The sequence below is a fragment of the Leptospira fluminis genome (assembly GCF_004771275.1).
Taxonomy (GTDB): domain Bacteria; phylum Spirochaetota; class Leptospiria; order Leptospirales; family Leptospiraceae; genus Leptospira_B; species Leptospira_B fluminis.
The window spans coordinates 106,349-133,068 of record NZ_RQEV01000012.1; the positions used below are offsets into that span (position 1 = coordinate 106,349).

Below are 26,720 nucleotides of genomic sequence, written 5' to 3' on the forward strand. Positions count from 1 at the left end.
GCTACATGATGCAGTTTCCGCTGAACTTCGCCCCGGACTCGACTTCCAGATCGGGAGTTCTGACATCTCCCACGATTTTACCGGTTTTTCGGACGGAGATTTTTTGGGCAGCGTTGATGTTTCCTTTGAGGTCGCCTTCCACCTCAAGAGTGCCGGTTTCGATATCCGCCTCGACTTGTCCCGTTTCTCCGATGACTAATGTTCCGGTCGTTTCTATCGTTCCTTTAAAGGCCCCTTTGATTTTAAGAGCATTGTTAAATCGGAGTTTACCCCTGAATTGGATGTCGTCTCCGATTACAGTGTCGATAGATTCTTCGTTCATTGTTTCCATTCTGATTTTTTGGGGGCCCCTTTCAAATGTTTTTCCCGGTTTTAGTTTCTTTTTCTTCAGTTCCTGGATTCGCTCGGGTGGGGGTGTTTTTTTGGGGGATGGCCCCCGCCCTCTTTGGGCGGGGGCCGGTGCGGTGGTACCCCGAAGCGACGACCCAACGCGCTTAGCATGAATTCCTTTTTCAGTAAACCTTTTTTGGTAAAAATTGTTTGCAGGACCTCCTGCATGAAAGTAGCGCAAAAAAAGGTTGTCGGTATGATCTTTTTGTGATAGAGAAACGGGCGGAATTGCCCACGAGCCCACCGCCTCCACCCGAACCTGGGTGGGGGCCGCCAAAAAAATCCCCTAGCACAGTCCTAGTCCCGACGATCTCCTTGTGAAACCCTTCCTCAGAACGCTGCAACTAAAATCGTTTCGATTTCGTTTTTGGGCAATTCCCGCGGGAGGCAGTCTAAAAAAGGAAAGGAAGAAGCCAAACTTGCGATCCCTGGCAGGTCTATTTTTCGCACTTCGTATTCCGAGAGTCTTTGCGGAATGCGAAGTTCTATATAAATCTTTCTGATTCCTTCGACTGCTTTGATAGCGGCCTCGATCACCGAGATATTCGTGATGTCCTCGTCCAAAGCTTTGGCGATCAGCACATATTTACCGGCCGAGGATGTGAGGTTGTATTCCATGACGTGAGGGAGAAGAATGGACATGGCTTGGAAAATGTCCAGATTAGTCAGATTGGAGGCCGCTAGAGAAAGTGCATAACATAATCCTAATGAACTGGAAGAATGGGACATCCCGACCAAAATGCTGGCTCCAAAGATGGAATTCCTGTATTGTAGATTCTTAGGATCGCGAATCGCCGGAACCAGGTTCTTATATATGAGTTCTATCGCCCTTAATGAGGAGGAGTTCGTGAGTTCGTTCGAGTATTTGGAAAGAATGCTGTCCACTGCGGCCGCCAAAATTCCGACTCCTACCTTTGCCACGTCGGCAGAAGTCATAAAGGCGCCGATCTTCGCGTCCGCAATCACCAGCTCGGGAAATAAATTCTCATGGGTAAAGTAACGGACCGTTCTGTCTTCGTCCGTGTAGATCGTGGCAATGGGAGAACATTCTAAACCCATAATGGGGTGGGTGGGAATCAAAACCGTAGGAATGGGCTTCTTTAGTTTCGGCCCGCGTTTGGAGATAAATATCTCTTCCGCAAAAGAATCGCTGTTGGCCAGTACCGAAACCAGCTTTGCGGCGTTCAAACTTTCATAGGAACCGTAACCGATGATACAATTCGCGTTGGAAATTCTCGCGAAGTAGGCCGCGGTATCCAATTCCTTTAACGTAGGTTCTTTTTCGATATTATCGTACAGGATGACTCCGTCGATATGCTTTTCCAGAGAAGTCTTGATGATGGAGAATTCGTCCATGTTTTCCAACTCGGTCTGAGTGGAAAGTATCACTGCCCTAGTTCCTATGTTCTTGATAAAACTGCCCATTTTGAAGCCGCAATCGGCTTCAAAATGCACTTTTGTGGGAAAACTGAAATTAATCCAATCGGGGAGTATCGGCACCTGCGGTCCTCCCGTTATTTAGGGTTGGGAAGGGGCGGAATAGAACCCGGAATGCAAGGGATTTTATTCCGGGAAATCAGGTTAAATCAACGTCCGAGAAAAGACTCGGCGATCCGATCCGCAACCGCGTTCAGAATTTCGGGGCTAAGAGAATCGTAATCACCATTCTTTAGCTTTTCTTTAACTTCCTTCAGCTTGGCGGAACGCTCTGAATCTATAGGGGAAGAAGCGATCTTTTGGGAGATTGCCTGGACTTCGGCCTGTAAACGGGCTTCAGAAGCCTTTTGCTTAGCAGTATCAGATATGGATATATTATCGAAAGATTCTTTGGCTTCGTTTTTCCTTACAGGAGTCGGTTTACGAGGCTCGTAGGAACCGCCACTGATGCCGCCTATTTTGTCAATGGTCATTGGTTTTCCCTCTTACTTGAAAGTATCGGCAACCCCGACACGTCCGTTAAGCATTTTTTTAGGTTTTCCTAGGATTAAGATAGCAAATTCCCCTTTTTCCGCGAATTTTAGGGTCTCGAGGTCCTGCTCAGGGTCGATTTTCAGGATTTCCTCGTGCAATTTCGTCAATTCTCTCCCTACCAGAATGGGAGATTGGGGGAAAATTTCCCGTGCAGCGAGCAGAGTATCCTTGATTCTATGGACGGACTCGAAGACGGCAAGTACCCCTTCGAACGATTCCCATTCCTTCAATTGGTTCCTTTTTTTCCCTTTTTTTTCGGAGAGAAATCCCAGAAAAAGGGTGGGTTGGACCTGCCAGCCGGAAACTGACAAAAGCGCGGTAAGGGCGCTTGCTCCGGGGATCGGAACCACAGGAATTTCGTTTTCTCTTAACACCCGGACCAACTGGGAACCGGGGTCGGACACTCCGGGGGTTCCGGCGTCCGAAACCAAGGCCAAGGTTTGTCCGGAACGGAGGTCGGAGATCACGTTCGCGAAAGGATGTTCCGATTGATCTTTGTACAAGGTCCGGCAAGGTGTGGAAATTCCGAAGGCCAGGAAGAGTCGTTTGCTGTAAGCCGCGTTTTCGCAATAGACTTGGTCCGTTTGCTTCAGAACTTCTATCGCTCGTAATGTAATGTCTTCCAGATTACCGATGGGAGTGGCAACCACGTATGCCGTGCCCGGCTGGACTTTGAACCTGGAATCCCAGGAGAGGCTCATAGGTTGCAGCCGGGGGGAAGAACGCCGGAAGGGCAAGGGCAACCGATTTTGGCCACGCTTGGATAATTACAAGGATTGCATATGGTTCCTACGGAACAAGTGGCCTGTACGGATGCGATACATGCGGGGTCTTGGCAGTAAGAAGGGTTGCAACTGGTATCCGTCCCGCATTCTAAAGCAGGTTGCAAGGAACTGCAGCGCGATACCGGGGTCGATTGGTTGGACAAAACCCCGGAATTCAATAGCGCCCTTAGCGTAAAAGTATATACTTCGCATTTTTGAAAAGAGGTGATTCCGGGGGGAGGGACGAAGTTTTGGACCCTCTGGATAACCGGGGTCGTAGTGGAATCCTGAATCGCTAATTGCGGAAAGGAAGGTTGCGTTCCGTTCACCAAATACAATCCTCCGCTAGTGGAAGTTTCCGCGATGGACGGGGTGGCGGCGGTGATGTACAGGTTGTATCCTACAAACTGTGGTTCCAAGTTCGTAACGAAATATTTCAAGAGATAGTTCGGCTTGTAATTCGCATAATTGATGGAATACAAGGGATCGATAACGTTAAAATAATTATCCATCCCCGGATTCGTAGCTTGAACGCTATAGACTTGGGGGACAGTAACCGGAGTCAGAAAAACGAAAGGAGATTGGGCTACTTCGGTGTTCGTTCCGCATCCATTCGATAGAAGGAGGAAAAGAAGAGAGAAGAGTGCACTGCCAATCCGTCGGGTTTTTAGGTTGCCCGTATAGCAGCTGTATGAGATCCCCGAAATACGACCCACAGGGATAGGATTCACCCTAAGGACGGTCTTACAACTAAAAAATACGGAGGCTATCGTCTTGAACGGCATACGTAAGATTCTATTCATCGGCGGCTTTATCATAGTTTTCATTTTATTATTGGTTTTCCTTTTTTCCGGAGGAGAGGACGGCGGAGGGTCCGATCGAAAAAAAGGGGAGGCGGACGCGGTGGCCAGTCTCTTAGGCGGAGGCGGTTCCCGGTCTTCCGATCGTTCGGGGGGAAATTCCGGACCGGCAGGATCCGTTTTCGATTCCGATTTTTTTCGTTCGGGAAAGGGGGAATATGTAGAAAGCGAAAAATCAGGTTCACCCCAGGAACGCAATGAGGATGCGGCCGACGCGGACAATCCCGTCAATCCTCAAACCGGAAAACCTTATACCAATGAAGAGATGGATCGCTTCCAGCAATTGAAAGAACGTTTTCCCGGGAACTCCCTCATCCCGGTGAAATTAAGTCCGGCGGAAAAAGAGCAGAAAAAACAATTCGAGCAAAGAGTTTCGGATGCGACTCGTGCGGTTATGAGTCGGACCGCTTCCCAGGAACAGACGGTAACGTATTACGATTTTATAGAAAAGCAGGCCAAGGATCGTTTGGACATAGTCAACTATCTGGTGGATTTACAAAAAGGTTCCGGGGACGACGAACAGGAAAAAAAATTGGAGACGATACGCCAATCCATGGTGCAGCAATTCGAACAAGTGCAGCGGGACAAAAAGAAAGCCTTCGACGAAATGGGGCAGTGATCCGGTTTTCGGAGAATTCCGGAAAATCAGAACGTAATTTCGCTCAAAATCGGAAAGCGGAAGCTGGATTTCGGATCCAGCCCGTAACTATCCAAATGAAAGGAAGGCGGCAGCCTTTCCCGTTTCCATTGGCTTGCGGGAAAGAGCTTGAGAAATTTTTCGGCCCCGTTTCGAACCTCCACGGGATTTTCCCAATCCACGCTCCGATCGATTTGCGAGGGGGAGATTCCTTTTACAACGAAGGATTCTTCCAACTTTTGTAATAAAGGATAAGGCATCAGATCCTTTTCGTCTTCCTGCTTGTCCTGTAGAGGTTTGAGTTCCGCGGTAGGTTTGGAATCTAAAATCTTCTCCAATGATCGGATTGCGGGAAGTATTTCGTCCCTTCCTTCCATCACGTTTCGCAGCCAAGCCAACAGGAATTCCTTACTGATTCCCGTGAGAGGCGCCACCGAACCCGAGGAATCGCCGTCCATGGTAGTGTATCCTACGCTGGCTTCGCTTCTGTTTCCGGTGGATAAAAGCAAATGGCCGTTTACGTTAGCCAAGAGCCAGATCAAAGGAGATCGAACCCTGGCTTGGATGTTTTGGAGGGCGAGATTGTGCGATTCCCAATTCGGAACGTAACCGACTACTTCCGAAATCTTTCGGATCATGGAGGAAACTTCGGAATCGATCCGGATACTGGAGTGAGGAACTTCCAATTCTGCTGCCAAGGCTTGGGCGCTGTTTTGGGTCAGGTCCGAATTGTTTTCGGTTCCTTGGTACAGTGTGAAAAGTAGATTCTTCTCGTCCAGGCCGATGGATGGAAGATAATCCTTTCCTAGCTCCTTTTTCGCGATCAGAATCCCCGCCTTCACTAGCAAGGCACAGGCGGCGCTGTCCGCTCCTCCGGAAAGGGAAAGAGTGTAACCTTTCGTTTTAGATTTTCTTAAATAATCGAACAGACCTAGAGAGACGGCCCGCGTAAAATCGCGATAATCGTCCCTTCCTTTCTCCGTCGCGGATGGAGAAACCCGTTCTTTCACCGAAACGGAAGGTAATTCCCGAATCCGGATCCTTTGCAGGTTTTTGCTTTTGGATCTGGATTCTCTCGTGCCGGAAGGACGAAAATTCCGTGCCCTTCTGGAACGTATGTCGTTCGAATCCAAATCCAGATGAATGAATTCAAAATCCGTAAAATGACATCTTGGTCCTTCCGTCACGAGAGCACCTTCCAAGAATCCCAAGGATCCGCCTTCGAAAATCAACCTTCCCGACTCGTTGCCGTTCAGATTGGAATACAATACGGCCCCCGCGCCGTTCCGTGAGGCTTCTCCGAAAAGTCTCTTTCTAGTTTCCTGCTTTCCGAGAGCGAAGTGGGAGGCTCCGGGAGAAAGAATCAGATCCGCTCCGGCTTCCACCAAGTTTTGCCCCGGCCTGGTTTGAACCCAAGAATCTTCGCAGATTTCGATCCCGAAATTGAAATCGTCCGTCTCAAATAGTACGGAGCCGAAAGATATCTCACTCCCATCCGGAGCGACGGCATAAGGATCCGCTTCTTCCCCCTTGGTAAACCACCTGTTTTCGTAATGAACTCCCGTCTGTGCAAGATTCTGTTTCGGTACCAAGGCGATCACTTTGCCGTTCCGCAATACCGCCGCTACGTTGTAAAGATAAGGGCTCTGGAAAAACGGCAATCCGACAACGACCGTTCTGGAACCTGAGGCTTCCGCGATTTGGATCAGACTTTTCCAAGAATGTTCCCACACCCAAGGAAAATAGAAAGCGTCTTCGCAACCGTAGCCGGAAATGCAAAGTTCGGGAAAAAGAACGATCGAGGAAGTTTTGCATTTTTCTAATGCAGCCAGAATCCTTTCCCGGTTTCCGCGAAAATCGAGAGGGGTGGTCCGGATACTTACTGCGGTACAGCGGTAGATCGACATGTTCTCCCTAGTGTCTTCGCCGGCACCCTTGCGGAAACCTTTTTTTACTTCTCCAATTCCTCGTAAATCCGCTCCGCGGCTCCTCTTCCGGATTCCAAAAAAGCCCGATTCGAAGAGGCGATTTTTTCCAATCTTTCGGAGGGAAGGGAAAGCGTTTCCAAAACGTCCTTTTCGTTTTTTACGATGAACAATCCTCCCTGTGAATTCAGCTCCTTGGCCTCCGGAGAGTGATCGATCTTAGGACCAGTCAGTATCGGCAACCCGAAATAAGCCGGCTCCAATACGTTGTGGACACGGTGATGCAGTCCTCCTCCTACATAGGCGAAATCGGCGGCTTGGTATGCGAACGCAAGAATACCTAGAACATCGAAAACCACGACTCTGGCGTTAGCGGCTTCAAAAGGACCGGAAGTATAGAGGCGAACGTTTTCCGTCCTTCGAGAAACCTCGGTTAAGATGGATCGGATTCTGGCGGGATCCGTTTTATGCGGAAAGATCCAGAATGCGAAGTCGTTTAACGACGGTTCGGAAAGTAAAGGGAGAAAGAGACCTTCGCACTCCTCGTACGTGGAAGCCAGAAGGAGAACCTTCGGAAAAGGGTATCCGTTCGGCCTCCGAAAGCTTCCCGGATTCGACTCCACTTTTCGAATCACAGTATCGATCCTACAGTCTCCCAACGTCCTGATCTCCGCTTTTTGTCCCAGGAGTTCTCGAAAATTTTTTTCCGCGGAAAGATGGGAAGGGTAAATTCGATCGAAGAGGGCGAAGACGCAGCGATAGAATTTTTTTCCCAAAAAACCGGCAGGAGGAGTGATGACTGCGCAGGCCAGCAAGGTTCGAATTCCTCTTTTTTTTGCGGAGAGCAAAAGATTCGGCCAACGGTCCCAGGCCATACATACTAAAGTTCTCGGTCGGAATTTATCGAACAAGAAACCATAGGCCCAAGGAAAGTCCAAGGGAAGGTGAAATGTAACGTCCGCGGGAAACGCATCCAGTTGCGATTCCCGGACGGAAGGAGAAAATACGCTCTGTAGAATCAGAGTTTCCGGCTTTCGTTTCCGGAATACGGTTGCGAGGGCCCTGCATTGGTCCAATTCTCCGACGGAAGAGGCGTGGAACCAAATTACTTTCCGTGCCGGATCCGGATCGGGAAGGGAACGAATTCTGACGAAGTCTTCCTTCCTCACTCGGAAGAATTCCCGAGCAGCGGGAATCGATAGGGACAAAACACGAATCGGAATCCAAAGAAGAATCGTCAAAATTCTATAAAAGAAAAGCATGGGGGTATGCGATCTCCGCTATTCGTGTTCGATCTGATGGACACACTGATCAAAGATCCGTTTCACTCGGCTCTGCGCGCCTTGTTGTCCAAGGATCAGTTGGAATCTTTTAAAAACGGCCGGGAAAGGCAAGCTTTCTTGGAATTCGAAAAAGGCCAAATCGACGAGCAGGAATTCTTTTCCAGATTTTATCTCGAATCCCACAGGCTGGCAGGACTTCCCAGTCCGGAAGAACTGAAACGAAAGATGTTCTCCTCCGTGGAACTTATCGAGGAAACCGCTCAGGTGGTTCGAACTCTAAAACAGAAAGGGTTTCAAGTAATTTTGGCCAGCAACTATTCGATCTGGTACAAGGAACTCCTTCGGTTCCCGGAAATCGGAAGTCTTCTCCATTCCTTGGACAGACTCTATTTTTCCTGCGAAATGGGAGTGCGCAAACCCTCCCAGGAATATTACCAATGGATCGAAGTGGATTTTCCGGAACGGGAAATCGTATTCATAGACGACAATCCCACGAATGTGGAAGTCGCCGGTTATTTGAATTGGAACTCCTATCGTTTTGATCCTAAGGATCCCAAAGGACTGGAGGAATTTCTCAGAGAGCAGTACCCCAATTGTCTTTGATCTCCGCTCCCGGATAGATTTCGTCCCTGCTATCGATCAGGATTCCCAATCGGTCCATATAGAAGATGAATTCCCCTTTTTCCTGGAAGGGATTCGGCTTGATCCGGATCGCTCCCACTTCTAGGGGAAATCTCAGAGATTGGTTCAATCGTATGTTCCTGCGAGGAAGAGAAAGTTGGGCTTCGATCCGTTTCCAACCGTCGAATTTCAAATTCCCGATTTCTTGAACCACTTCCCGGGAATGTCTTTGCTTAAATACGATCTCCACGGAGGCGTTATGGTTGGAGGAATAAGCCCAAAAGAAAATCCGCGTCGGAATTCCGATCGGCAAGCGGATCGGTTCCTTGGGTCGTATTTCTAGACGTTCCAATTTGGGATTTTCGAAATTGCTCTGGACCATCATGGACCTGTACTCTTCCGGCCGGGAAGATTTGTAGAGTTCTCTCTCTTTTAAAAACGCGGGAGAGGCGGGCACCTGGGACGTGAATTCGATTCTATTTACGAAGGAAATTCCGCGATAGATCTCCCAAGGACGTTCTCCCTCGAACGAATCTACCAGAAAAAGATTGTAGTGTTTCCAATCTTGGAGTACTTTTTCGAGTTGAAGGACCCGACTCGATTCGTCCTGGTCTCGAGTCACCGGAGGAGCCCAAGATAGACCGGGTACGAATAAGAGAACGAACAGACTCCGTAGCAGAAAATTCGACCGTACTTCCACGGTACTTCCTTCGGAAGAATTCGGATTTCACCTGAGCAAACCTCAGTTTTTTGCCCGTTTTCATGCTTTCTGGTCCGATAAATAAAAAAGGAAAACCTATGAACCGGGATATTTTGAAAACTCTTTTGGGAGGCCTGCTAATCCTTTTATTGGGATGCTTGATCGTATATGTGATCTTTCAGCGGGATAAAATATCCACTTGGGTAAAAAGCCAACAATCCTCTCCGGGAGAATCGGCTCCTAGCGAAAGGGTGATTATCGGTCTGGACGAACTTCCCCAGACAAAGGAGACGACTCCTCCCTCGCAAAATTTCGATTCGGAACGTTCTCCGAACAAAGAGATCCCGAAGGAAATACCCAAACCTCTTCCTAAAACGGATTACGAGGTTCCCGGACTCGGACCGGAAGTCGGAAAAACCAAGCCTTCCGAGCGTTCGGAAAATCCCAAACGGGAAGAACCGCCTTCTTCGACCTTCGGAGAAGACGAACCTCCACGTTGGAAGGAAAAACATTCCTCCGAATCCGCAAAGTTCGACGAATCGAACTTCCGATCGAACCGAAAGGAAACCTCTTACCGAAAAAAAAACGGGACAAAAAGAAAGCATTCTTCGGTCCAAAAACGCTCCCGTCTGACCTCTCTGGAAAAAAGAGTCGATCGATTGGAGAAAAAATTAGGCGTAAAGAAATCCAAACAAGCTCGGTCCAAGAAAAAACCTGCCTCCTCCCTCGAAAAAAGAGTGGAGCGTTTGGAAAAAGAAGTATCTACGCTAAAAAAGAAATCCAAAGAGGAATAATCCTCTAAGGCCTACGCAACTTGGGAGTTTCGGAAAGATACCAGGAGATCCAACGGGAAATCGAATCCCTCCGTTCGGCGTCTCGGGTCTCGATCATAGCGGTCTCCAAATTCCAACCGCAAGAGAAAGTGGTCCAAGCTCTTCGGGCGGGCTGCCTTCATTTTGGAGAGAACCGAGTGCAGGAAGGTCTGGAAAAATTCCGGGACTTGGGGGTTCCGAACCGGGATTTCGTGCTCCACCATATCGGTCCCGTCCAGAGTGGAACCTTACGGAAATACGTAGGAATGTATTCCTACGCGCACGGAGTGGGGTCCATCGCCTCCTGGGACGAACTGAAGAAACGCTTGGAAAAAGACAAATGGAAGATGGGGATTTTTTTACAGGTCAATCTGACTGGAGAAGATTCGAAATCCGGATTTGCCGAGCAGGAGATTCCGAGAATTCTGGCAAAAGAATCGAATTTGCATACCGAATTCTGCCGCCTTGAAGGATTGATGACCATGGGGCCGAGTTCGGGAGATCCTACGGAAACGCGGAGAGTGTTTCATCAGTTGGGAAGAATTCGGTCGGATTATTTTCCCGCAGGAAAACTTTCCATGGGAATGTCGGGAGATTATAGAATCGCGGTTTCGGAAGGAAGCGATTTTGTCAGAATCGGAAGCGCAATATTCGGAGAACGCTCATGAAATCGGAAACGGTCGGAATCGTAGGGTGCGGAAATATGGGGGGGGCCATCTATCGCTCCCTGAAAATCGGAGGAAGTAAGGTCCTGGGATTCGATCCCTTCCTCCCGCCGGAAAAGTCCGAAGGAATTCTTCTGGAGAAAGATTGGAGCGAGTTTGTGCGTGCCTCGGATCTACTGGTTCTGTGCGTAAAGCCCGGAGACGTTTCCAAGACTCTCAAGACGATCTCATCGCCTAAAAAAATTCTCTCCGTCGCTGCGGGAATTCCTACGGGGATCCTACGCGCATCCTCTCCTTCCGGATCCTCGGTGGTACGGATCATGCCGAATTTGCCGATTTTGGTAGGAAAGGGCGCTCTTGCCTATTTCGGAGATTCCGAATTGTATCCGAACGTTCGGGAGATTTTTTCTCCCATTTCGTACTGCTTGGAAGTTTCTAAAGAGGAACTTTTGGACGCCGTGACGGGACTTTCCGGATCCGGACCGGCGTACGTCCTGAGGTTCGTCCAAAGTTTGGCCGAAGGGGGGGTCTCTTCCGGTCTAACGTACACGCAGTCTCTGGATCTTGCGATTCACACAGTCCTAGGCGCGGCCGAGTTACTTCTGGAAGAAAGAAAAAAGAAAATCGACCTTCATCCGGAAGAATTGAAAAACAGAGTCACTTCTCCGGGCGGAACTACCATTGCCGGTTTGGAAGAATTGGAGAGAAACAAATTCCCGTACGCAGTCATGTCTGCGGTAAAAAGAGCTGCGGAACGATCCTCAGAATTGGGAAGATCCTAGAAAAATTAACCCTTTGGAATTAGGATTTTTAGTAACTAACGAAAAGAATACGAAACCGAATGTAGAAACGAGCAACTTTTACTCGTCTAATTGTTTGCTTTTCTGGATTGGAGAAAGGGAAAAAGACACTCTAGCGCGGACAGGATTCGAACCTGTGACCTTTGGGTTATGAGCCCAACGAGCTACCGGCTGCTCCACCGCGCGGTGTCTGAAACCATGTTTCCCCAGCCAGGGCCCAAAGTCAAGCGAAAAAACTAAAAAGAGTTTGATTTCCCCAAGGAAACGTTTTTGATGCTACTACCTTGAGCGAATGTATCTTTGAATGAATCGAAAAATTCTTCGCCAGTCGGGCATAGCGAAACGAGAACCATTGAAACACGGACCGGGAGAATCCAACTTGATCGGAAAAGATAACGATCCTCTGATGATCGAGTACTATGAGAAAAAGATCTACGATCAAAAGCAATTAATCGAGATCAGCAAGGCTCTCAACTCTACACTCGATTATAAATATCTTATAGACGCCATTTTAAACATATGTCTGGCTCAACTTCAAACGTTGAGCGCGGCGATTTTTCTTTCGCCTGAGGCGGATTCGAATTACTTCGAACTCGAGCCGAGTTTCAAAGGATTCGACCTGAGCGACGACGATGTGACCTTTCGTATCAAGACCGATGCGCCTTTAATTACGTTTTTGGAAACAAAACTGAAAGCGATGACGCCGGACCAGGTGGAAGAAGCGATGGGTTTGAGTCCGGAGCTCCAATTCCTTCGGAAGATCGGAGGGGACCTGATCATTCCTCTGAACGCGAAGGGCAAGGTGAACGGACTTCTGCTTTTGGGAGAAAAAATCACCTTGGGCGAATGGATGGAGGAGGACAGGGACTTCTTGACCACTCTTTCCACTCTCGCGGGGATCGCGGTGGAAAACTCGCGACTTTACGAACTGGCTACCGTGGACATGATGACCGGTTTGAAAGTACATCATTACTTCCAGACCAAACTGAAAGAGGAAATGGAGAGGAGCCGGAAAAAACGTTCCGGCTTGGCGCTTCTCTTTACGGACGTTGATAATTTCAAAAAATTCAATGATACCCACGGTCACCAGGCGGGAGACGAGGTGCTGATCGCCGTCGCCAAGAAATTGATAGAAAGCGCGGGGAAGCACGATATAGCGGCCAGATACGGCGGTGAGGAATTCTGTTTGGTCATGCCCGGAGCCGATTTAAAGCGAGGCTTTGAAATGGGGGAAAGGATCCGGAAGGCGGTCGAAGCGTCTTCGATCCCGAATCCGAACGGAGGGCCCGACTTTAAGGTGACCTTGTCTATCGGAGTTTCCGAAATCTGGCAGGCGGATCGTAACAATAAGGATTTGATCGAACGGGCGGACAAGGCTCTGTACGAGGCAAAGCATTCCGGAAAAAACCGTACGATTCCGTACCAGCCGACTTCCACCAATCCGAATTGAACGCTCTTTTCGGGACTTTCTTCCGTCCCGAAAAAAATCAGAGTAAACCGTTTTCGGTTTCGGCCGATAGGTCTAGCATGGAAAGACAACTAGCGCTGGATCATTTTTATCTGACCCAAATCGAGGAAGCCGAATTGGGGAGAAGGATCAAAAATCGGGCCTTGGGTCGGGAAGAATTCGATTTTTCTCCCTATGCTTGCTTTATCGAATACAAATCCAAGGATGAAAAGACAGGGATCGAATACAGAGATTGCGTGATCGACTATACCCGTTGTCCAAACAACCGTTGTATTAAAAAACTAATGTAATTTTTACATTCGTCTTGAAGGTTTTACGTAAGGCGCAGATCCTATTCCCCCTTTTACTCTGTTCGTTTTGCGTTCCGATTCACATACGGGACTTTCTTCCGGAATACGCGCGTACGGAGGAGGTCGCCGGGGGATCCTGGTTGCGTCTTCCGATCCGACATGTGGACCAGTTGCCCATTCTGGAACTTTCTCTAGAGGAAGGAAAGGCGCCGGTCCGCTTCCTATTGGATACCGGTTCCTTTGCTTCTTTTTTGAAGGAAGATTTGATTCCCCCAGGATCTCCGACCCGAATGCTTAGCGCCAGTTTTCCGGGCGGGAGCGTACGTTCGGTCCGACGGGTTCTGAAATTTCCGCTCTTCTATGGAAACGGCAAGTTATTCGAGGACGTGGAATTTTATTCCCACGATTTCCCTCCGGAGCTGCGGATACAAGGATTGCTCGGAATGAACGCATTTGCCGGTCAAGTTGTCTTGCTCGAGCTCCCACGCAGAATTTCCGTCTGGAATTCCTCTCTTTCCCTTCCTCCTCCCGGCTTCGGGGAGGAAAATCTGTTTCACCTTCATTTGAGATTCGGGCAGCCTTTGGTTTTCGTTCTTCGGCCGCCGGGAATCAATCTGGAAGCGTGGGTTTTGGATACGGGAGCGAAATTCACGGCCATGGAATGGACAGGCGCGGAGGATCTGGCCTATGAAGACGGGGGGGAAGTCACAGTTTTCAATTTCGGAGGGGGAAAACTCTCCGCGAAAATCCGGATCTTTAAACCGTTTTGTCCCGTTTTCGTGCGTAAATTGGGAGAAGGGACCGAATTCTGCCTTTCCGAACTGGAGGTTTTTCCGGGAGGAATTCCTTCCGAAGTCGGCTCCGTTCGCGCGGAAAAGGGAATCCGAGGGATTCTCGGACGGAATTGGCTGGAAAACTATAGAATTCTTTTGGACACAAAAAGGAGTCTGATTGGTATAGTAGGAAAGGAAACAGGTGCGAGCCGTGAGTAAGGGAAAGATCATCGTTGCCATGAGCGGCGGAGTCGATAGTGCCGTGACTGCAGGGCTCCTAATGGAACAAGGTTACGAAGTCATCGGCGTCAACCTTCGCACTTGGGAATACGAAGCTCCGGCCTGCGATACCACCAAAAAATCCTGCTGTTCTCCGGAAGACATTCGGGATGCGAGAGACGTCGGCCTTTCTCTTAACATTCCGTTTTATGTGATCAAGATGGAGAAACTTTTCCAGGAAAAGGTGATCGATCGTTTCGTGAACGATTATCGGGAAGGAAAAACTCCGAACCCCTGCGTGGAATGCAATACTTTCGTGAAATTCGGTGCCTTGTTCGAAAAGGCGAAGGCTTTAGGGATCGAGAAGATCGCTACCGGTCATTATTCCAACGTGGTGGAGATCGACGGGAGATACGCGATTTCCGACGCGGCGGATCATAATAAAAACCAGGCATATTATCTGTACGGACTTTCCCAGGAAAATCTCAGGAACGTGATTTTTCCTTTGGGTGGTATGACCAAGCCGCAAGTGAGGGAAATCGCGAGAAGGATGGGGCTTCCGGTGGCCGAAAAAGCGGAGTCCCAAGAGATCTGCTTCATTCCGGAAAACGATTATAGAAAATTTTTGACCCGCAAAAATGTGGAATTCACTCCCGGGTTCTTCAAGCTTCAGGACGGTAGGATCGTAGGAAAACATTCCGGCAAGGAAAACTTTACGATCGGTCAGAGAAAAGGACTCGGGATCGCGTGGAAAAACCCTCTGTACGTGATCTCCATAGGGGACGACGGTACCGTGGTGTTAGGGGAAGACCGAGAGACCTTCGTGGAATCGTTCGTCGTGGAGGATTTGAATTTTCAAGCTTGGAATCCGATGCAGGAAGGTCAGGAGGAAGAATGCAGGGTCCAGGTCCGTTATCGGTCCAGAGCGATCGCCGCGAAGGCCAAGAAGGAAGGGAACGTTTTGCGAGTCTTTCCTTTAGAGGATTTGAAAGGAGTGGCTCCCGGACAATCCGCGATATTTTATCCGAAAGAAGGGAATTATCTTTTGGCGGGCGGAATCATACGGAAAGGTAGCGTCAAAACCGTGGAAAGAGTTTCGGACGCAATCCCTCTGGAAATCGGAGCGACCGCTTTTCCGTGAGCAAAAAAGTCGTCGGTAAAACCATCCTCATCGTGGGTGGGGGGCTTCTGCAAGTTCCCATCATCCAGACCGCTAAGACGATGCAGTTGCGCACCATCGTGGCGGACATGAATCCCCAAGCACCGGGTTTAAAAATCTGTGATATTCAGATGATCATGTCCACGAAGGACATAGAAGGGATGGTCAGGGAGTCGAAGCGTTTAGCCGCGACCACCAAAGTGGACGGTGTGATCACCGCAGGCACTGACGCCAGCATGACGGTGGCTGCGGTCGCGAACGCCCTGGATCTTCCCGGAATCCGGTTCGTAGATGCGGAGGCCGCTTCGAATAAGGTCAAGATGCGCGAGCGTCTCAAAAAAGCCGGGGTTCCGATTCCCGGTTTCGCGCCGATTTGGAGTCTCCAGGATACGAGAGATGCATTAGAATTCCTGAAATTTCCCTTGGTCATGAAACCGGCGGACAATATGGGTGCTCGAGGCGTGGTCAAGGTCAATAACCGGGAGGAATTGCAGGCGGCATTCAAGCATGCAAAAAAATATTCTCCTACGGGAGAGATGATCCTGGAGGAATACATGCCGGGACCGGAGGTCTCGGTGGACGCCTTGGCCTGGGACGGAAACTTCGCAATCACAGGAATTGCGGATCGGATCATCGAACGGGAGCCTTATTTCATCGAAATGGGGCACAACATGCCTTCTTCTCTTCCGGAATCCGTCCTACAGGAGATCGAAGACGTGATGTTCCGGGGGATGAAGGCTCTCGGGATTCGCAGGGGAGCAGGAAAGGGAGACATCAAGGTTACTCCCGACGGAGTAAAAGTCGGAGAGATCGCGGCCAGACTTTCCGGCGGCTTCATGTCTGCCTTTACGTTTCCGCTTTCGAGCGGGATCAATTTGAACCGAGCGGCCATACTGATCGCCTTGGGAGAAGAGCCGGACAACCTAGAACCGCTCCACAAAAAAGTATCCATCGAAAGGGCGCTTCTTGCGCCCAAAGGTAAGCTGTTGTCCATCGAAGGATTGGATGAGGCCAAGAAGATAGACGGGGTCACCGATATATTCTTATTTCATAAAATAGGGGATATAATCCCCGAACCCACGAATAATATAGAAAAGACCGGGCACGTGATCGTCACCGCCGACACTCTTTCCCAGGCCGAAAAGATCTTCGAATCCGTTCTCTCCACCGTGAAATTCGGGAGCGACGAACTATATTCCATTTCGGAAAAGGAGATCGCACAAAACGCGAGGGCGAGATTCGGCAAGGAAATTTGCTGGGTTTGCAGGATCTGTGACGGAACGGATTGCGCTTCCGGAGTTCCCGGGATGGGCGGCGTGGGAAGAATGCGTACTTTCCAGGACAATATAAAGGCTTTGGAAGAATATTCCCTGCTGCCAAGATATATCCGGGATCATGTCTCCGCTTCCTCCGCTGCGGATTTTTTAGGAATACCGTTGGCCTCTTCCTTTATGGCCGCTCCTATGACGGGAGCCATCACGAATATGAACGGCGCAATGGACGAGTATACTCTCGCCTATACGTTGTTAGAAGGGTGTCTTGCTTCGGGAACGATTGCCTGGCTCGGGGACGGGGCTAGTCCCGAGAAGTATCTGGTGATGTTGGATGCATTATCCAAGGTGAACGGAAAAGGGATTTTGATCTGCAAACCTCGCGAGGACGAGGAACTTTTGAAGGAAAGATTCCGGGAAGCGGAAGAGCGAGGGATACTGGCGCTCGGAATGGACATTGATGCGGTGAATTTCAGAACCATGGTCCAGAAAAAAATCCCGTCCATCACGAGAAATCGGGACGCTCTGGCTCGGGTAAGATCCTTCACCCGATTGCCTTTCGTTTTGAAGGGGATCATGAGTCCGGAAGACGCGATCCTCGCGGTGGAAATCGGTGCGGACGCGATCGTAGTTTCGAACCATGGTGGGCGGGTTTTGGACGATATGCCCGGAACCGCAAGAGTACTTCCGAAAATCCGAGAGGCGGTCGGAAGTCGGATCCATGTATCCGTCGATGGGGGAGTCCGGAGCGGAGAAGACGTATTTAAGATGCATGCGTTAGGGGCGGATACCGTTTTGGTAGGAAGACCGATGGCCATTTCCGCCGTAGGGGGAGGGGTCGCCGGCGTACGTTATTTGATCGGCCAATATACGGACGGGCTGGTCCAATCCATGAATACGGTAGGAGTTTCGAAAATCTCGGAAATCAAACGGGAGTTCCTTTTCCGTAAAAAGGAAGAGAATTCGGAAAGCTGAATTCCGCGAATCCAAAATAGTTCTAAAGTTCTAAATTCGGGACTAGGAAAGGGATAATTTTCCCTCCTTACACGCTCTTCCGGAACGTCTCGTTTCTTTCGGGCAATGATTCCTTTTCGTAAATTCATTAGGAAATTTCTTCCCTTTGTTACCGTCGAATATAAACTCGTCCTTTAACAATCGAATCGCTCATTTTTTCGGGGGAAAGCCTTGGATAAAACGGTAAAAGAAGCGGATGCGTTGGGGAAGATTCTCCAAACATTGTTTGCTCGGCTTCCCGTATCCATAGATATTAAAGGACGTTCTTATCCCGTCAAAATCGTAGGCATCAAGGACAGTCTCTATCTTCTGGTTTCCATTCCGGGAAAACCTTCCAGCGAAAAGACCCGCATCCTATTTTTAACCCATAATTTTCATTTCTTCCACGGAGTGTTTACCGTAACAGGTAGAAACGCAAACAACGGACTGGAATTACTTCGGGTCCAGGCGGTAAAAGTGAGCGAAGCAAAACGTTCGCAAAGAAGGGTCGAGCTGGAGAGTTCCGAAAGCGATCCGATTATAATTCATAATGTTATCAATCAGCAACATTTGAGAAAATCCATCGGATTCGTGGACAAATCCGTGGAAGAGATCATCCAGAGGCACGCGAAGAAGATCAAAGAATCGTATGCGGATTCTTTGGTGTATCTATCCGATAGAATGGACAACCGATTGCGGATCATGTACAATTTCGAGCAATCGATCTTCGTTATCAATAGGCACGAAAGGAGTTCCGGCGGTAGTAATTTCGTACCTATGGAGGAATACCTAAAACTGATCTCCCTGAACAAGATCGAATCCAGATTCGTATCCGAAATATGCGTACTGATCCGTTACAAAAACTATACCCCTCTGGGCTATGTCCAAGTGCTGTCCGAGAAATCGATGGATACGGAGGATTATAACAATATCACTCTTTTCTCCGCAGCGATTTCACGAGACGTGATCAATTCCGGTTTTTTCCAGGAATCCAAGGAAAAATGCATCGTAGAGGATATCAGCAGGATGGGGTTGGGCTTTTTACATCCTCAATCCATTTTCTTTTCCCGAAGTTTCGCAGTGGGTGAGACTCTCCTTTTCGACATGCAGATGAACCGGGAGTTAAAAGGGACCTTTCGGGGCGTCATCCGGAGCATCGTCAATACCGATCGGATGTTCCGCGTGGGTTGCCAGTTCTTTAATTTGAACGCTAGGGAAGAGCAGCTCTTGAATCAATTTGTGGATTCCAAGCTCGGTCCGGACGGCGGAAAGCAGGCTCCGGGAACCGAAGAAAAGAACCGGCAACCGGGAAAGCCGGAAGAGTCGACGCAAGCGGAGCAAGTTTCGGAAATCTCGCCCCCCGCTTCGGATCTTGTGGAAGCGTCTTCCGGGCTGGCTCATTCGGAACCGGACGGATCCGTAATGGAGGAGATTCCGAACATGGGATTCGATTCGGGAGAATCCACCTGAACGAGTACGCGCTCCGGACGAAAATCGGAAAGGAGGAGGCGGGAAACCGCTTGGACGTTTTTCTGGCGAAACGTTTCACTTACCTTTCCCGCTCTTATTGGAAACGGAACCTGTCCGAGGGAAAGATCCTACTGAACGGAAAGGCTGCGAAGCCTTCGCACTTGTTAAGAGAAGGAGAGGAGGTGGAATACCTTCCCGGGGAGACGGAAGAACCTGCGGTCGATTCCCGCTTTACGATTGTGTACGAAGAGGATCGCTTTTTTGCGGTCGGCAAACCGGGGGACCTTCCCGTCCACGCCAGCGGAAAATACAGGAAGAACAACCTCGTGGACTTGCTGGAAGCAGATGGTAGATTCGGGAGACCGTATCTTGTCCATCGTCTGGATCGGGAAACATCCGGAGTCGTACTCTTCGGTAAGGATCAGAAAACCGCGTCCATCCTAGCCTCTTTCTTTTCCGATCGTCTCGTATCCAAAACGTATTTGGCGACAGTGGTCGGACGTTTTCCGGATCGGATTCTCGCCCGAGGATATCTAGGCCCGGACTCTAGTTCCAAAATTCGAAAAAAGAGGAAGTTTTTTCCGGAAGAAACTCATCGCTCCGAAGTATCGGATTCGGAATGGGAGTATTCCGAGACCTTCTTTCGCAAGGCGGGGGAAGGAATCCGGAACGGGAGAAGAGTTTCGAACGTAATTTGCAAACCGAAAACCGGAAGACTGCACCAGATCCGCGCCACCTTGTTTTCCTTGGGGTTTCCTCTCATCGGTGATAAGATGTACGGAGAGGACGAAGACGTTTTTTTGGAATATATCGAAGGAAATGAACCGGATTTGATGCTTAGATTAGGTTGGGATAGGCAGGCTTTGCACGCGCTTTCCCTTAGATTTCCGCATCCGTATCGAAACAAAATATTACGAATTTCGGATACGATTCCGTCGGAATTTCGTTTATGAACCGGGAGCCTCCCAAGATCGTAGTCGCACTCATTCCTTTCGCGTTTTTGGTTTTGTCCCTGTCCGCCGCAGGTTTTCTATTCGGTCGGGGGATTGCCGAAGGCCCGGCTCAAATCCTTCTTTTTTCCGCGGGAGCCATTTCCGCGGGAATTTCCCGCTTGAGAGGGATCTCTTGGGATCAACTCGAAGAGACCGTCCTGGATTCGATGCGGAACGTTCTACAGCCTATCCTGATCCTTTTATTGATTGGAGCGTTGATCGGAATTTGGATCCGGTCCGGAATCGTGCCAGCTCTGATCGTGTGGGGTCTCGAACTTTTGCATCCTTCCCTGTTTCTTCCTTCCGCCTTGGTCCTTTCCTCGGTGGTTTCTCTTGCTACCGGAAGTTCCTGGTCCACCGCAGGTACGGTGGGTGTGGCTCTGGTCGGAGTCGGCGCCGCATTGGGAATTCCGTTGGGGATGGCCGCCGGAGCGATCGTGTCCGGAGCCTATTTCGGAGACAAACTTTCCCCTTTTTCCGAAACCACGAATCTTGCCTCCTCGATCACCGGAGTGCCTTTATTATCACATATTCGTAATATGGCTCGTACTACGCTTCCCGCTTTTCTGGTCTGTCTGGTCGTTTTTTCCCTTTTAGGTTTCGGTCAGAATATCCGAGAAGAGGTTTTTGCGGCCAAGCCGATCGTTGACACTCTCCGTTCCGGATGGAATATCGGCTGGTACTTGCTTGTTCCCCCGTTTCTTACTTTTTTGATGATTTACTTCCGGGTTTCGGCAGTGCCGTCCCTTTTCTTGGGGATTTTATCCGGAGGAATTCTCGCAGTCCTGACACAACCGGATATGTTCGGAGGAGCGGAGGACTTGAAGCAGGCAGCCGGCGTCGCTTTTCGAAAGCTTCTGCTAGCCGCGTCGGAAGGGACGAAGGTAAAAACGGGACAGGTCGTTGTGGACGAACTTCTCTCCAGAGGAGGGATGTCCTCTATGCTATCGACGGTCTGGTTGATTTTGTCGGCTATGTTTTATGCGGGGACCATGGAGGGGGGAGGAATGACCAAGGCGATCGCGGACGGAATCTTACGAAGGGCAAAAACAAGGGGATCCTTGTTCGCAAGCACAGTCTGCACTTGTTTGGGTACAAACGTTCTTTGCGCGGACCAGTACTTGGCCATCGTCGTTCCGGGAAAAATGTTCCACGAGGCGTTCGTTAAAAAAGGAATCGATCCGCGCAATCTTTCCCGGATCCTCGAGGATTCCGGTACCATGACTTCGGCTCTCGTTCCGTGGAACTCCTGCGGGTCTTTTATGTCGGCGGCTTTGGGAGTGCCCACTGCGGTTTATTTTCCGTTCGCATTTTTGAATTTGCTTTCTCCGTTGCTTTCCTTAATCACTGGTTGGACTGGGATCGGTTGGGCGGGAAAATCTTTGCCTACGTCAAAGGGAAAAGAACCTAAGGATATGGAAACATAACGATCGATCAAAAATAACCTTTCAAAAAAAGGTTGTCTCTGACGGGTTTTAAGTAGAATTTGCTGAAAATGAGTAAAAGCTCATAAATGAAGTGCATAGAGGAGAACCTATGTCCGTTGATCGAAAACCGAATCGATTCTTGCCCTGGATAGGGCTATTCCTTGTAGGGATTTTCATAGGCGGTTTTTTTTCCTCTTGCGGCGGAAAAGAGGGCGAGTCCGAAGGATTTGCTCACGTCGTAATGGCGGATAACGCGTTTTCGCCTCCTATGCAAAGGGTTCACAAAGGCGGAGCCGTGGAATTCGTGAATGTAGGGGCCAATCCGCATAACGCGATCGCTATCGATCGGTCCTGGTCCACGGAGAAGAATTACGGAAATCTGGTCATGCCTAGGGGAGCAAAGATCAAAGTGACCTTTCCCAAAGAAGGCGTGTTCCCGTATTTTTGTTCCTTCCATGCGACTCCCGACGGGAAACGGGGAATGATTGGTGATATCGTCGTAGGGAACGTGGCCTACAACCCGGCCGCAAAAATCGGAAAGACTTGGAAATCAGCGGAGAATTTTTCCGGAATCGTTCGGAAAGTTCCGCAAACCTATCCTACGATCCAGAACGCGGTGGACGCGGCCTCTCCGGGAGATTTGGTCCTGGTTTCCGAGGGAGTGTATTATGAGGAAGTGGTGGTCACCACTCCGTCGATTACGATCCGGGGGGTGGACCGGAACAAGGTCGTTCTGGACGGACAATTCCAGAGAGGAAACGGTATCATCGTCGTCGGAGCGAACGGAGTAGCGATCGAGAATATGACGGCTAGGAACGCTACCTTAAACGGCTTCTTTTGGACCGGCGTTAAAGGTTATAGAGGATCCTACCTGACTGCGTATAATAACGGTGATTATGGGCTTTATGCTTTCGATTCCAGCGACGGCGTTTTGGAGCATTCTTACGCCTCCGGTTCTCCCGATTCGGGAATCTACGTGGGACAATGTTATCCTTGCCGGGCGATTCTTTACGACCTGGTTTCCGAGAACAACGCACTCGGTTATTCCGGGACGAACGCGGGCGGAGATCTTTATATCTTAAGTTCCGTATGGAAGAACAATATCGTAGGACTCGCGCCGAATTCTTTGGATAGGGAATTGCTTCCTCCGGAACGGGAAACCACGATCGTAGCTAATCTGGTTTACGATAATAATAATCTCAAGGCTCCGGCGAAGGCCTTGGAATATCCTTCCTACGGTACGGGAGTGATGATCGCAGGCGGTTTGAGCAACGTCATCAAAAAGAATCTAGTCGTGGGCCATGAGAACTTCGGTGTGGCGATCCTGCCGAACTTGGACGAGAACTTTTGGCTTTCTCACAGAAACGTCATCGAAGACAACACCGTTCATTCCTCAGGTTTAGGAGATCTCAGTCTGAACGGTCCGATCAGCGTAGGTAATTGTTTCGATAAAAACAGATTCCAGACCTCCGTTCCGCCTTTGCTGGAACAATTTTCCTCCTGTAAGCCGGGCATTCGTTTTCCCGTCGGAGGAGAATTGATGCCGACCTACAATATTCTTTCCCTTATGGTGGACGCGACTTTGGGCCGTTACGTCAGCGGAGACTGGAAGACGCAGCCGATTCCTCCGCCGCAAGAAAACCTTCCGGGAGGAGTCGTCGCCCCGGTAAAACCGGCCGTACATCCTTTCGAAGATTTCCGTTTGGATATGGAGAAAGTCGTTCTGCCGAAGGAAGCGGAGAAAATTTTGGCGGAGAGGAAACCTAGAATAGGAAACGTGTTGGGAAGCCTTTCCGCACCTAGACCTTTGGACGTTCAAGTTCTGTTTTTCCGTTTGTTCGGTTATATTCTCCCCATGCTTCTTTACGTTTGTCTGACTAGTTTGAGCGTCGCCGATCTACTGTCTTATATCCGACCAGGAAAATCGATACGCTATGGATGGCTCGCTTTCGTCGTCCTGATTCCGTATTTCGGCGGCGCGTGTTACCTAGGTTTCGCAAAAACGGATATTCCGAAATGGCTGAGATCCTCCCTTCTTTTTACCGGTTTCGGTTTTAGTCTCGGTTTCTTAGCGGTCCTCGCCGGGATCATCGTGGGAAATGTGGGAGGATAAGATGGCGTCGACGAACCGAATCCTCTGCCTTAAGCAATTTTTAGTATATTAGGAGATTTTTATGAATACGAACGGAATTTACGAACCCGGATTTATCGTCCTTCTTTTCAACTTTTACGGATATTACATTCCTTATATTCTATTCGCATTATGGGCTCCCCTAGCCTTGGTGGACCTGGCAAAGAGGGAAGATGTGACTCCGAAACAAGGAAGCCTCTGGACGGCGGCCATCGTCCTAGTTCCGTTATTCGGTGCGGGCGCATACCATATTTTCGGAGGATCCAAGATTCCAGTATGGGCCAGAAATTCTCTGGTTTACGGAGGGGCGGCCGTCCTCGTTTTAGTAATTTTGATTTCCTCTATTTCCCGATTTTAATCTAGGGATTGCGGTGAATCGAAAGCAATTTCTGCGTTGGCTGGGACTGGGGGGCGCCGGTTTGGCAGCGGGTCTGGGTTACTCTAAGGTTAAGTCCAAGCCCGGAGAGGATGCTCTTTCCTTCTGTCGGACATCTTCCGGTGTAGATCCTTCTTTGTCTCGGTCGAATACCCCCGCCCGGGTTCCCGGTTCCATCGGAGGAAATTCTTACGGGAGCATGGTGCATCCTCCCAATCTGATCGGATCCGATTTTTTATCCAGAATGGAATTACATTCCGCTTTGCCTTCAGCACCGAGCGGCTCCACTTTTAAAACGGAAATCAATATCGTAGAAATGCCTCTGATGGTAGCTCACGAGACATTCGTCAACGCGTGGACCTTCGACGGGATCGTTCCCGGAAAGATTTTACGTGCCAGAGAAGGTCAAAGAATGGAAATCCTTTTCAGAAACCATTCCAATCATCCCCATTCCATTCATTTTCACGGATCCCACGATCCGCAAGAGGACGGCTGGGAACCTGTCGTTCCTGGAGGAGAAAGGCTGTACAAGATCCAAGCTGGGCCGGTGGGGTTTCATCCGTATCATTGTCACGTTCCTCCTTTGGCAAGTCACATGTCCAAAGGGCTTTACGGAGGTTTTATCGTGGATCCGCCAGGTGGTCGCCCTCCGGCCTTGGAATACATGCTGGTACTTTCCGGATGGGATTTGAAAGAGACGGGGCAGAATGATATCTATACCTGGAACGGAATCGCCGGTTTTTACGACCGCTTTCCTATTAAGGTTCCCGTAGGAAAGAAAGTGAGATTGTACATAGCGAACATGACCGAGCACGATCCGATCGCCTCTTTTCATCTACATTCCCAGACTTTCGACGTCTTCAGAACCGGAACGAGATTGACTCCGGACGAACACACGGACGTGGTCGCCCTCGGACAAACGGAAAGGGTGATCGTGGAATTCACCTTAACGAAAAGAGGACGCTATATGTTTCACCCTCATCAAACCAGAATGGCGGACCGGGGAGCGATGGGCTGGATCGTCGCAGTATGAAGGTTCCATAAACTCGGGAGAAATAGAAATGCGATCTCGAACGGATTATTATAAAATACTGATCGGCGTTGCGGTTGTGGCGGTCGGAATCGGGGTAGGGTTCTTGCCTTCCTATTTCGAAAAAAAGAAAGAGTTTGCCGGCGAAGAACCAGTGATCGAATGGAAAACGGCAATAGTAAAGAATTCTAAAGGGATTGAAACCAAACTTTCCGGATTGGAAGGTAAACTTTTTCTCGTTTACTTCGGCTTTTCGCATTGTCCCGATCTTTGTCCTCTCGCGTTGGAGGAAATGGGAAGGGCGTATCGACTTTTAGGTCCGGATTCCTCACGTATCGTTCCCGTATTCGTTTCCATCGACCCGGAAAGAGACACTCCGGAGGTTTTGGAGAAATATGCGGAAGGTTTTCCCGATCGAGCTTTGAAGGCCTTTACGGGAGGAAGAGATCAGATCGAAGCTCTGCAAAGAGGATTCGGCGTGGTCTCGAAAAAGGTTCCTTTGCCGCAAGGTAAGGTCGGCGGATACGGAGTGGACCATACGCTAGTATTGTATTTGGTGGATCGAAACGGGAATATTCTCTCGGCGTATCCCACCGGAACAAGCCCGGAAGAACTTTCGAAAGGGATCAGGCACTGGCTTCGAAACATCTAAACGACTTGCGGCAAAGATCCTTCGTCGGAAAGCCGCCCGAGTTCTTGTTCGCCGTCCGGAAAGAGAGCGAGAATAGGAGATAAAAAAATCCCGGAGAAGGGATTCCCCGGGTGATTTCGAACTGCCGTCTTTATCGTTCGGCTCGATAAGAAAGTCCTAGTCTACTTGCACCTCGATCTTTTTGCTTGCAGGTTTTCTGCGAGGAAGGGTGACCTTAAGGATTCCGTTTTTGAATGTTGCGGAAATTTTTTCCTCTTCCAGATGTTCCGAGACGGCGAAGCTTCTTCGAAAATCTCCGGTTCCATACTCGGAGTACCTCAATTCTCCGCGTACCGTAGGCTGGGTCGTTTTTGCCTCGATACGAAGTTCGTCCTTTTCCAAACTGATCACAAGATCGGTTTCTTTGACTCCGGGTAAATCCAGTAAGAGGACGTATTTTTCCTCGTCGGAATATATGTCCGCAGCCGGAGTGAGCTTAGGTCGAATCGTCCGTTCGCGGTTTGCTTCTTCCGTTTGATTTGTTTCCGGATTCTTGTTTAGGGTTTTTGAAAGTTCTAAAATGCTCATTCGCTCTTCTCCTGCGCGTTCCTAAGAGTTTAGGCTTCTATCTTGATTTTTCTGGGTTTTTCGTTTTCCTGGATCGGTAAAACCAGGGTAAGAATCCCGTCTTTGACTGTGGCTTGTACTCTTTCCGAATCGACGGCCAGAGGTAACTCCAAGGTTCTTTTAAATTTTCCCTTGGAACGTTCCAGTCTTCTCGGCTTTAACGAATCCAGATCGGGTTCCTTATTTTCCCCTTGGATTGTCAATAAATTATGCGCGACCGTGACTTCCAGGTCTTCCGAAGTCAAACCGGGGATTTCCGCGGTAACGGTGATTTGGTCCTGGTTTGAATATACGTTCAGAGTAGGGAATGCACGGTTTCCTTCCCAAACGGGCTCGAATAGGTTGTGAATCCTGTTTTGCATCCTGCGCATTTCTTGTAAAAAATCGACTTGGTGCCTCATGTCGGTTGTCCTCACTTGTCTTAGCACTTGTATA

Annotated in this window: 27 protein-coding genes and 1 tRNA gene; 17 read left to right on the top strand and 11 right to left on the bottom strand. The window is 49.4% G+C overall.

Features of this window, described 5'->3' with window-relative positions; translation table 11 throughout:
* Nucleotide 1: 1 nt before the first annotated feature.
* The 5 genes from EHO61_RS12425 to EHO61_RS12445 all read right to left on the bottom strand — a co-directional run bounded on the left by EHO61_RS12425 (nt 2) and on the right by EHO61_RS12445 (nt 3,841).
* Nucleotides 2-322 (bottom strand): bactofilin family protein, encoded by a 321-nt coding sequence (locus EHO61_RS12425; protein ID WP_135813908.1) that lies wholly within the window; start codon nt 320-322, stop codon nt 2-4.
* Nucleotides 323-720: 398 nt separating this feature from the next.
* Nucleotides 721-1,890, bottom strand: coding sequence for an iron-containing alcohol dehydrogenase (locus EHO61_RS12430; protein WP_135813909.1), 1,170 nt, complete (start codon nt 1,888-1,890; stop codon nt 721-723).
* 86 nt (nt 1,891-1,976) lie between these two features.
* On the bottom strand, nt 1,977-2,300 hold the full coding sequence (locus tag EHO61_RS12435; protein ID WP_135768349.1) for a flagellar biosynthesis anti-sigma factor FlgM: 324 nt from the start codon (nt 2,298-2,300) through the stop codon (nt 1,977-1,979).
* Between the two features lie 12 nt (nt 2,301-2,312).
* The gene (gene rsmI, locus EHO61_RS12440) at nt 2,313-3,062 is read right to left on the bottom strand and encodes a 16S rRNA (cytidine(1402)-2'-O)-methyltransferase (RefSeq protein ID WP_135813910.1); all 750 of its coding nucleotides are present in this window, start codon (nt 3,060-3,062) and stop codon (nt 2,313-2,315) included.
* Entirely contained in the window at nt 3,059-3,841 is a 783-nt protein-coding gene (locus EHO61_RS12445; RefSeq protein ID WP_135814214.1) for an LIC11073 family putative lipoprotein, read from the bottom strand. The genes rsmI and EHO61_RS12445 overlap by 4 nt, the downstream gene beginning before the upstream one ends.
* A 58-nt stretch (nt 3,842-3,899) precedes the next feature.
* Here EHO61_RS12445 and EHO61_RS12450 point away from each other — a divergent pair, with 58 nt between their 5' ends.
* Entirely contained in the window at nt 3,900-4,604 is a 705-nt protein-coding gene (locus EHO61_RS12450) for an LIC_20245 family lipoprotein (protein ID WP_135813911.1), read from the top strand.
* A gap of 26 nt (nt 4,605-4,630) precedes the next feature.
* On the opposite strand, the gene nadE is transcribed toward EHO61_RS12450, so the two are convergent.
* Complete coding sequence (gene nadE, locus EHO61_RS12455) at nt 4,631-6,529, bottom strand: NAD(+) synthase (RefSeq protein ID WP_135813912.1); 1,899 nt, start codon at nt 6,527-6,529, stop codon at nt 4,631-4,633.
* 44 nt (nt 6,530-6,573) lie between these two features.
* Complete coding sequence (locus EHO61_RS12460) at nt 6,574-7,809, bottom strand: 3-deoxy-D-manno-octulosonic acid transferase (protein WP_135813913.1); 1,236 nt, start codon at nt 7,807-7,809, stop codon at nt 6,574-6,576.
* A 6-nt stretch (nt 7,810-7,815) separates the two neighbouring features.
* Between EHO61_RS12460 and EHO61_RS12465 the strand changes: the two genes are divergently transcribed.
* Complete coding sequence (locus EHO61_RS12465; protein WP_135813914.1) at nt 7,816-8,433, top strand: HAD family hydrolase; 618 nt, start codon at nt 7,816-7,818, stop codon at nt 8,431-8,433.
* Here the strand turns inward: EHO61_RS12465 and EHO61_RS12470 are convergent.
* A complete protein-coding gene (locus EHO61_RS12470) occupies nt 8,405-9,130 on the bottom strand; it encodes a flagellar filament outer layer protein FlaA (protein WP_135814215.1) in 726 nt (241 codons plus the stop codon). The genes EHO61_RS12465 and EHO61_RS12470 overlap by 29 nt on opposite strands.
* A gap of 119 nt (nt 9,131-9,249) precedes the next feature.
* Here EHO61_RS12470 and EHO61_RS12475 point away from each other — a divergent pair, with 119 nt between their 5' ends.
* Genes EHO61_RS12475 through proC form a run of 3 tightly spaced genes read left to right on the top strand, consistent with a single transcriptional unit; the run spans nt 9,250 to nt 11,410 of the window.
* Nucleotides 9,250-9,945: a hypothetical protein gene (locus EHO61_RS12475; protein ID WP_135813915.1), complete on the top strand. Its 696-nt coding sequence runs from the start codon at nt 9,250-9,252 to the stop codon at nt 9,943-9,945.
* Nucleotides 9,946-9,965: 20 nt separating this feature from the next.
* Complete coding sequence (locus EHO61_RS12480) at nt 9,966-10,631, top strand: YggS family pyridoxal phosphate-dependent enzyme (protein ID WP_135813916.1); 666 nt, start codon at nt 9,966-9,968, stop codon at nt 10,629-10,631.
* On the top strand, nt 10,628-11,410 hold the full coding sequence (gene proC / locus EHO61_RS12485) for a pyrroline-5-carboxylate reductase (protein WP_135813917.1): 783 nt from the start codon (nt 10,628-10,630) through the stop codon (nt 11,408-11,410). Before EHO61_RS12480 ends, proC begins: the two co-directional genes overlap by 4 nt.
* A 131-nt stretch (nt 11,411-11,541) precedes the next feature.
* Here the strand turns inward: proC and EHO61_RS12490 are convergent.
* Nucleotides 11,542-11,614 (bottom strand) — tRNA-Met (locus tag EHO61_RS12490).
* Nucleotides 11,615-11,807: 193 nt separating this feature from the next.
* Here EHO61_RS12490 and EHO61_RS12495 point away from each other — a divergent pair.
* The 12 genes from EHO61_RS12495 to EHO61_RS12550 all read left to right on the top strand — a co-directional run bounded on the left by EHO61_RS12495 (nt 11,808) and on the right by EHO61_RS12550 (nt 25,679).
* Nucleotides 11,808-12,878, top strand: coding sequence for a sensor domain-containing diguanylate cyclase (locus EHO61_RS12495; RefSeq protein ID WP_135814216.1), 1,071 nt, complete (start codon nt 11,808-11,810; stop codon nt 12,876-12,878).
* 77 nt (nt 12,879-12,955) lie between these two features.
* Complete coding sequence (locus EHO61_RS12500) at nt 12,956-13,186, top strand: hypothetical protein (protein ID WP_135813918.1); 231 nt, start codon at nt 12,956-12,958, stop codon at nt 13,184-13,186.
* 14 nt (nt 13,187-13,200) lie between these two features.
* Complete coding sequence (locus EHO61_RS12505) at nt 13,201-14,178, top strand: retropepsin-like aspartic protease (protein WP_210415338.1); 978 nt, start codon at nt 13,201-13,203, stop codon at nt 14,176-14,178.
* Nucleotides 14,171-15,319: a tRNA 2-thiouridine(34) synthase MnmA gene (mnmA, locus tag EHO61_RS12510; protein WP_135813920.1), complete on the top strand. Its 1,149-nt coding sequence runs from the start codon at nt 14,171-14,173 to the stop codon at nt 15,317-15,319. The genes EHO61_RS12505 and mnmA overlap by 8 nt, the downstream gene beginning before the upstream one ends.
* Nucleotides 15,316-17,583, top strand: a complete 2,268-nt coding sequence (locus EHO61_RS12515; protein ID WP_135813921.1) for an alpha-hydroxy-acid oxidizing protein — start codon at nt 15,316-15,318, stop codon at nt 17,581-17,583. The genes mnmA and EHO61_RS12515 overlap by 4 nt, the downstream gene beginning before the upstream one ends.
* A gap of 210 nt (nt 17,584-17,793) precedes the next feature.
* Nucleotides 17,794-19,071 carry a PilZ domain-containing protein gene (locus EHO61_RS12520; RefSeq protein ID WP_135813922.1) on the top strand — a complete coding sequence of 426 codons (1,278 nt, stop codon included), beginning with the start codon at nt 17,794-17,796 and terminating at the stop codon, nt 19,069-19,071.
* A gap of 50 nt (nt 19,072-19,121) precedes the next feature.
* Nucleotides 19,122-20,024, top strand: coding sequence for a pseudouridine synthase (locus EHO61_RS12525; RefSeq protein WP_425460353.1), 903 nt, complete (start codon nt 19,122-19,124; stop codon nt 20,022-20,024).
* Nucleotides 20,021-21,490: a Na+/H+ antiporter NhaC gene (gene nhaC / locus EHO61_RS12530; protein WP_135813924.1), complete on the top strand. Its 1,470-nt coding sequence runs from the start codon at nt 20,021-20,023 to the stop codon at nt 21,488-21,490. The genes EHO61_RS12525 and nhaC overlap by 4 nt, the downstream gene beginning before the upstream one ends.
* Nucleotides 21,491-21,599: 109 nt before the next feature.
* Nucleotides 21,600-23,603 (top strand): plastocyanin/azurin family copper-binding protein, encoded by a 2,004-nt coding sequence (locus EHO61_RS12535; RefSeq protein ID WP_135813925.1) that lies wholly within the window; start codon nt 21,600-21,602, stop codon nt 23,601-23,603.
* 61 nt (nt 23,604-23,664) lie between these two features.
* Nucleotides 23,665-23,979, top strand: a complete 315-nt coding sequence (locus EHO61_RS12540) for a PLDc N-terminal domain-containing protein (protein ID WP_135813926.1) — start codon at nt 23,665-23,667, stop codon at nt 23,977-23,979.
* A 13-nt stretch (nt 23,980-23,992) separates the two neighbouring features.
* Nucleotides 23,993-25,030, top strand: coding sequence for a multicopper oxidase domain-containing protein (locus EHO61_RS12545; RefSeq protein WP_135813927.1), 1,038 nt, complete (start codon nt 23,993-23,995; stop codon nt 25,028-25,030).
* A 28-nt stretch (nt 25,031-25,058) separates the two neighbouring features.
* Complete coding sequence (locus tag EHO61_RS12550; protein ID WP_135813928.1) at nt 25,059-25,679, top strand: SCO family protein; 621 nt, start codon at nt 25,059-25,061, stop codon at nt 25,677-25,679.
* 156 nt (nt 25,680-25,835) lie between these two features.
* On the opposite strand, the gene EHO61_RS12555 is transcribed toward EHO61_RS12550, so the two are convergent.
* On the bottom strand, nt 25,836-26,246 hold the full coding sequence (locus EHO61_RS12555; RefSeq protein ID WP_135813929.1) for an Hsp20/alpha crystallin family protein: 411 nt from the start codon (nt 26,244-26,246) through the stop codon (nt 25,836-25,838).
* 29 nt (nt 26,247-26,275) lie between these two features.
* Nucleotides 26,276-26,686, bottom strand: a complete 411-nt coding sequence (locus EHO61_RS12560; RefSeq protein ID WP_135813930.1) for an Hsp20/alpha crystallin family protein — start codon at nt 26,684-26,686, stop codon at nt 26,276-26,278.
* Nucleotides 26,687-26,720: the final 34 nt, after the last annotated feature.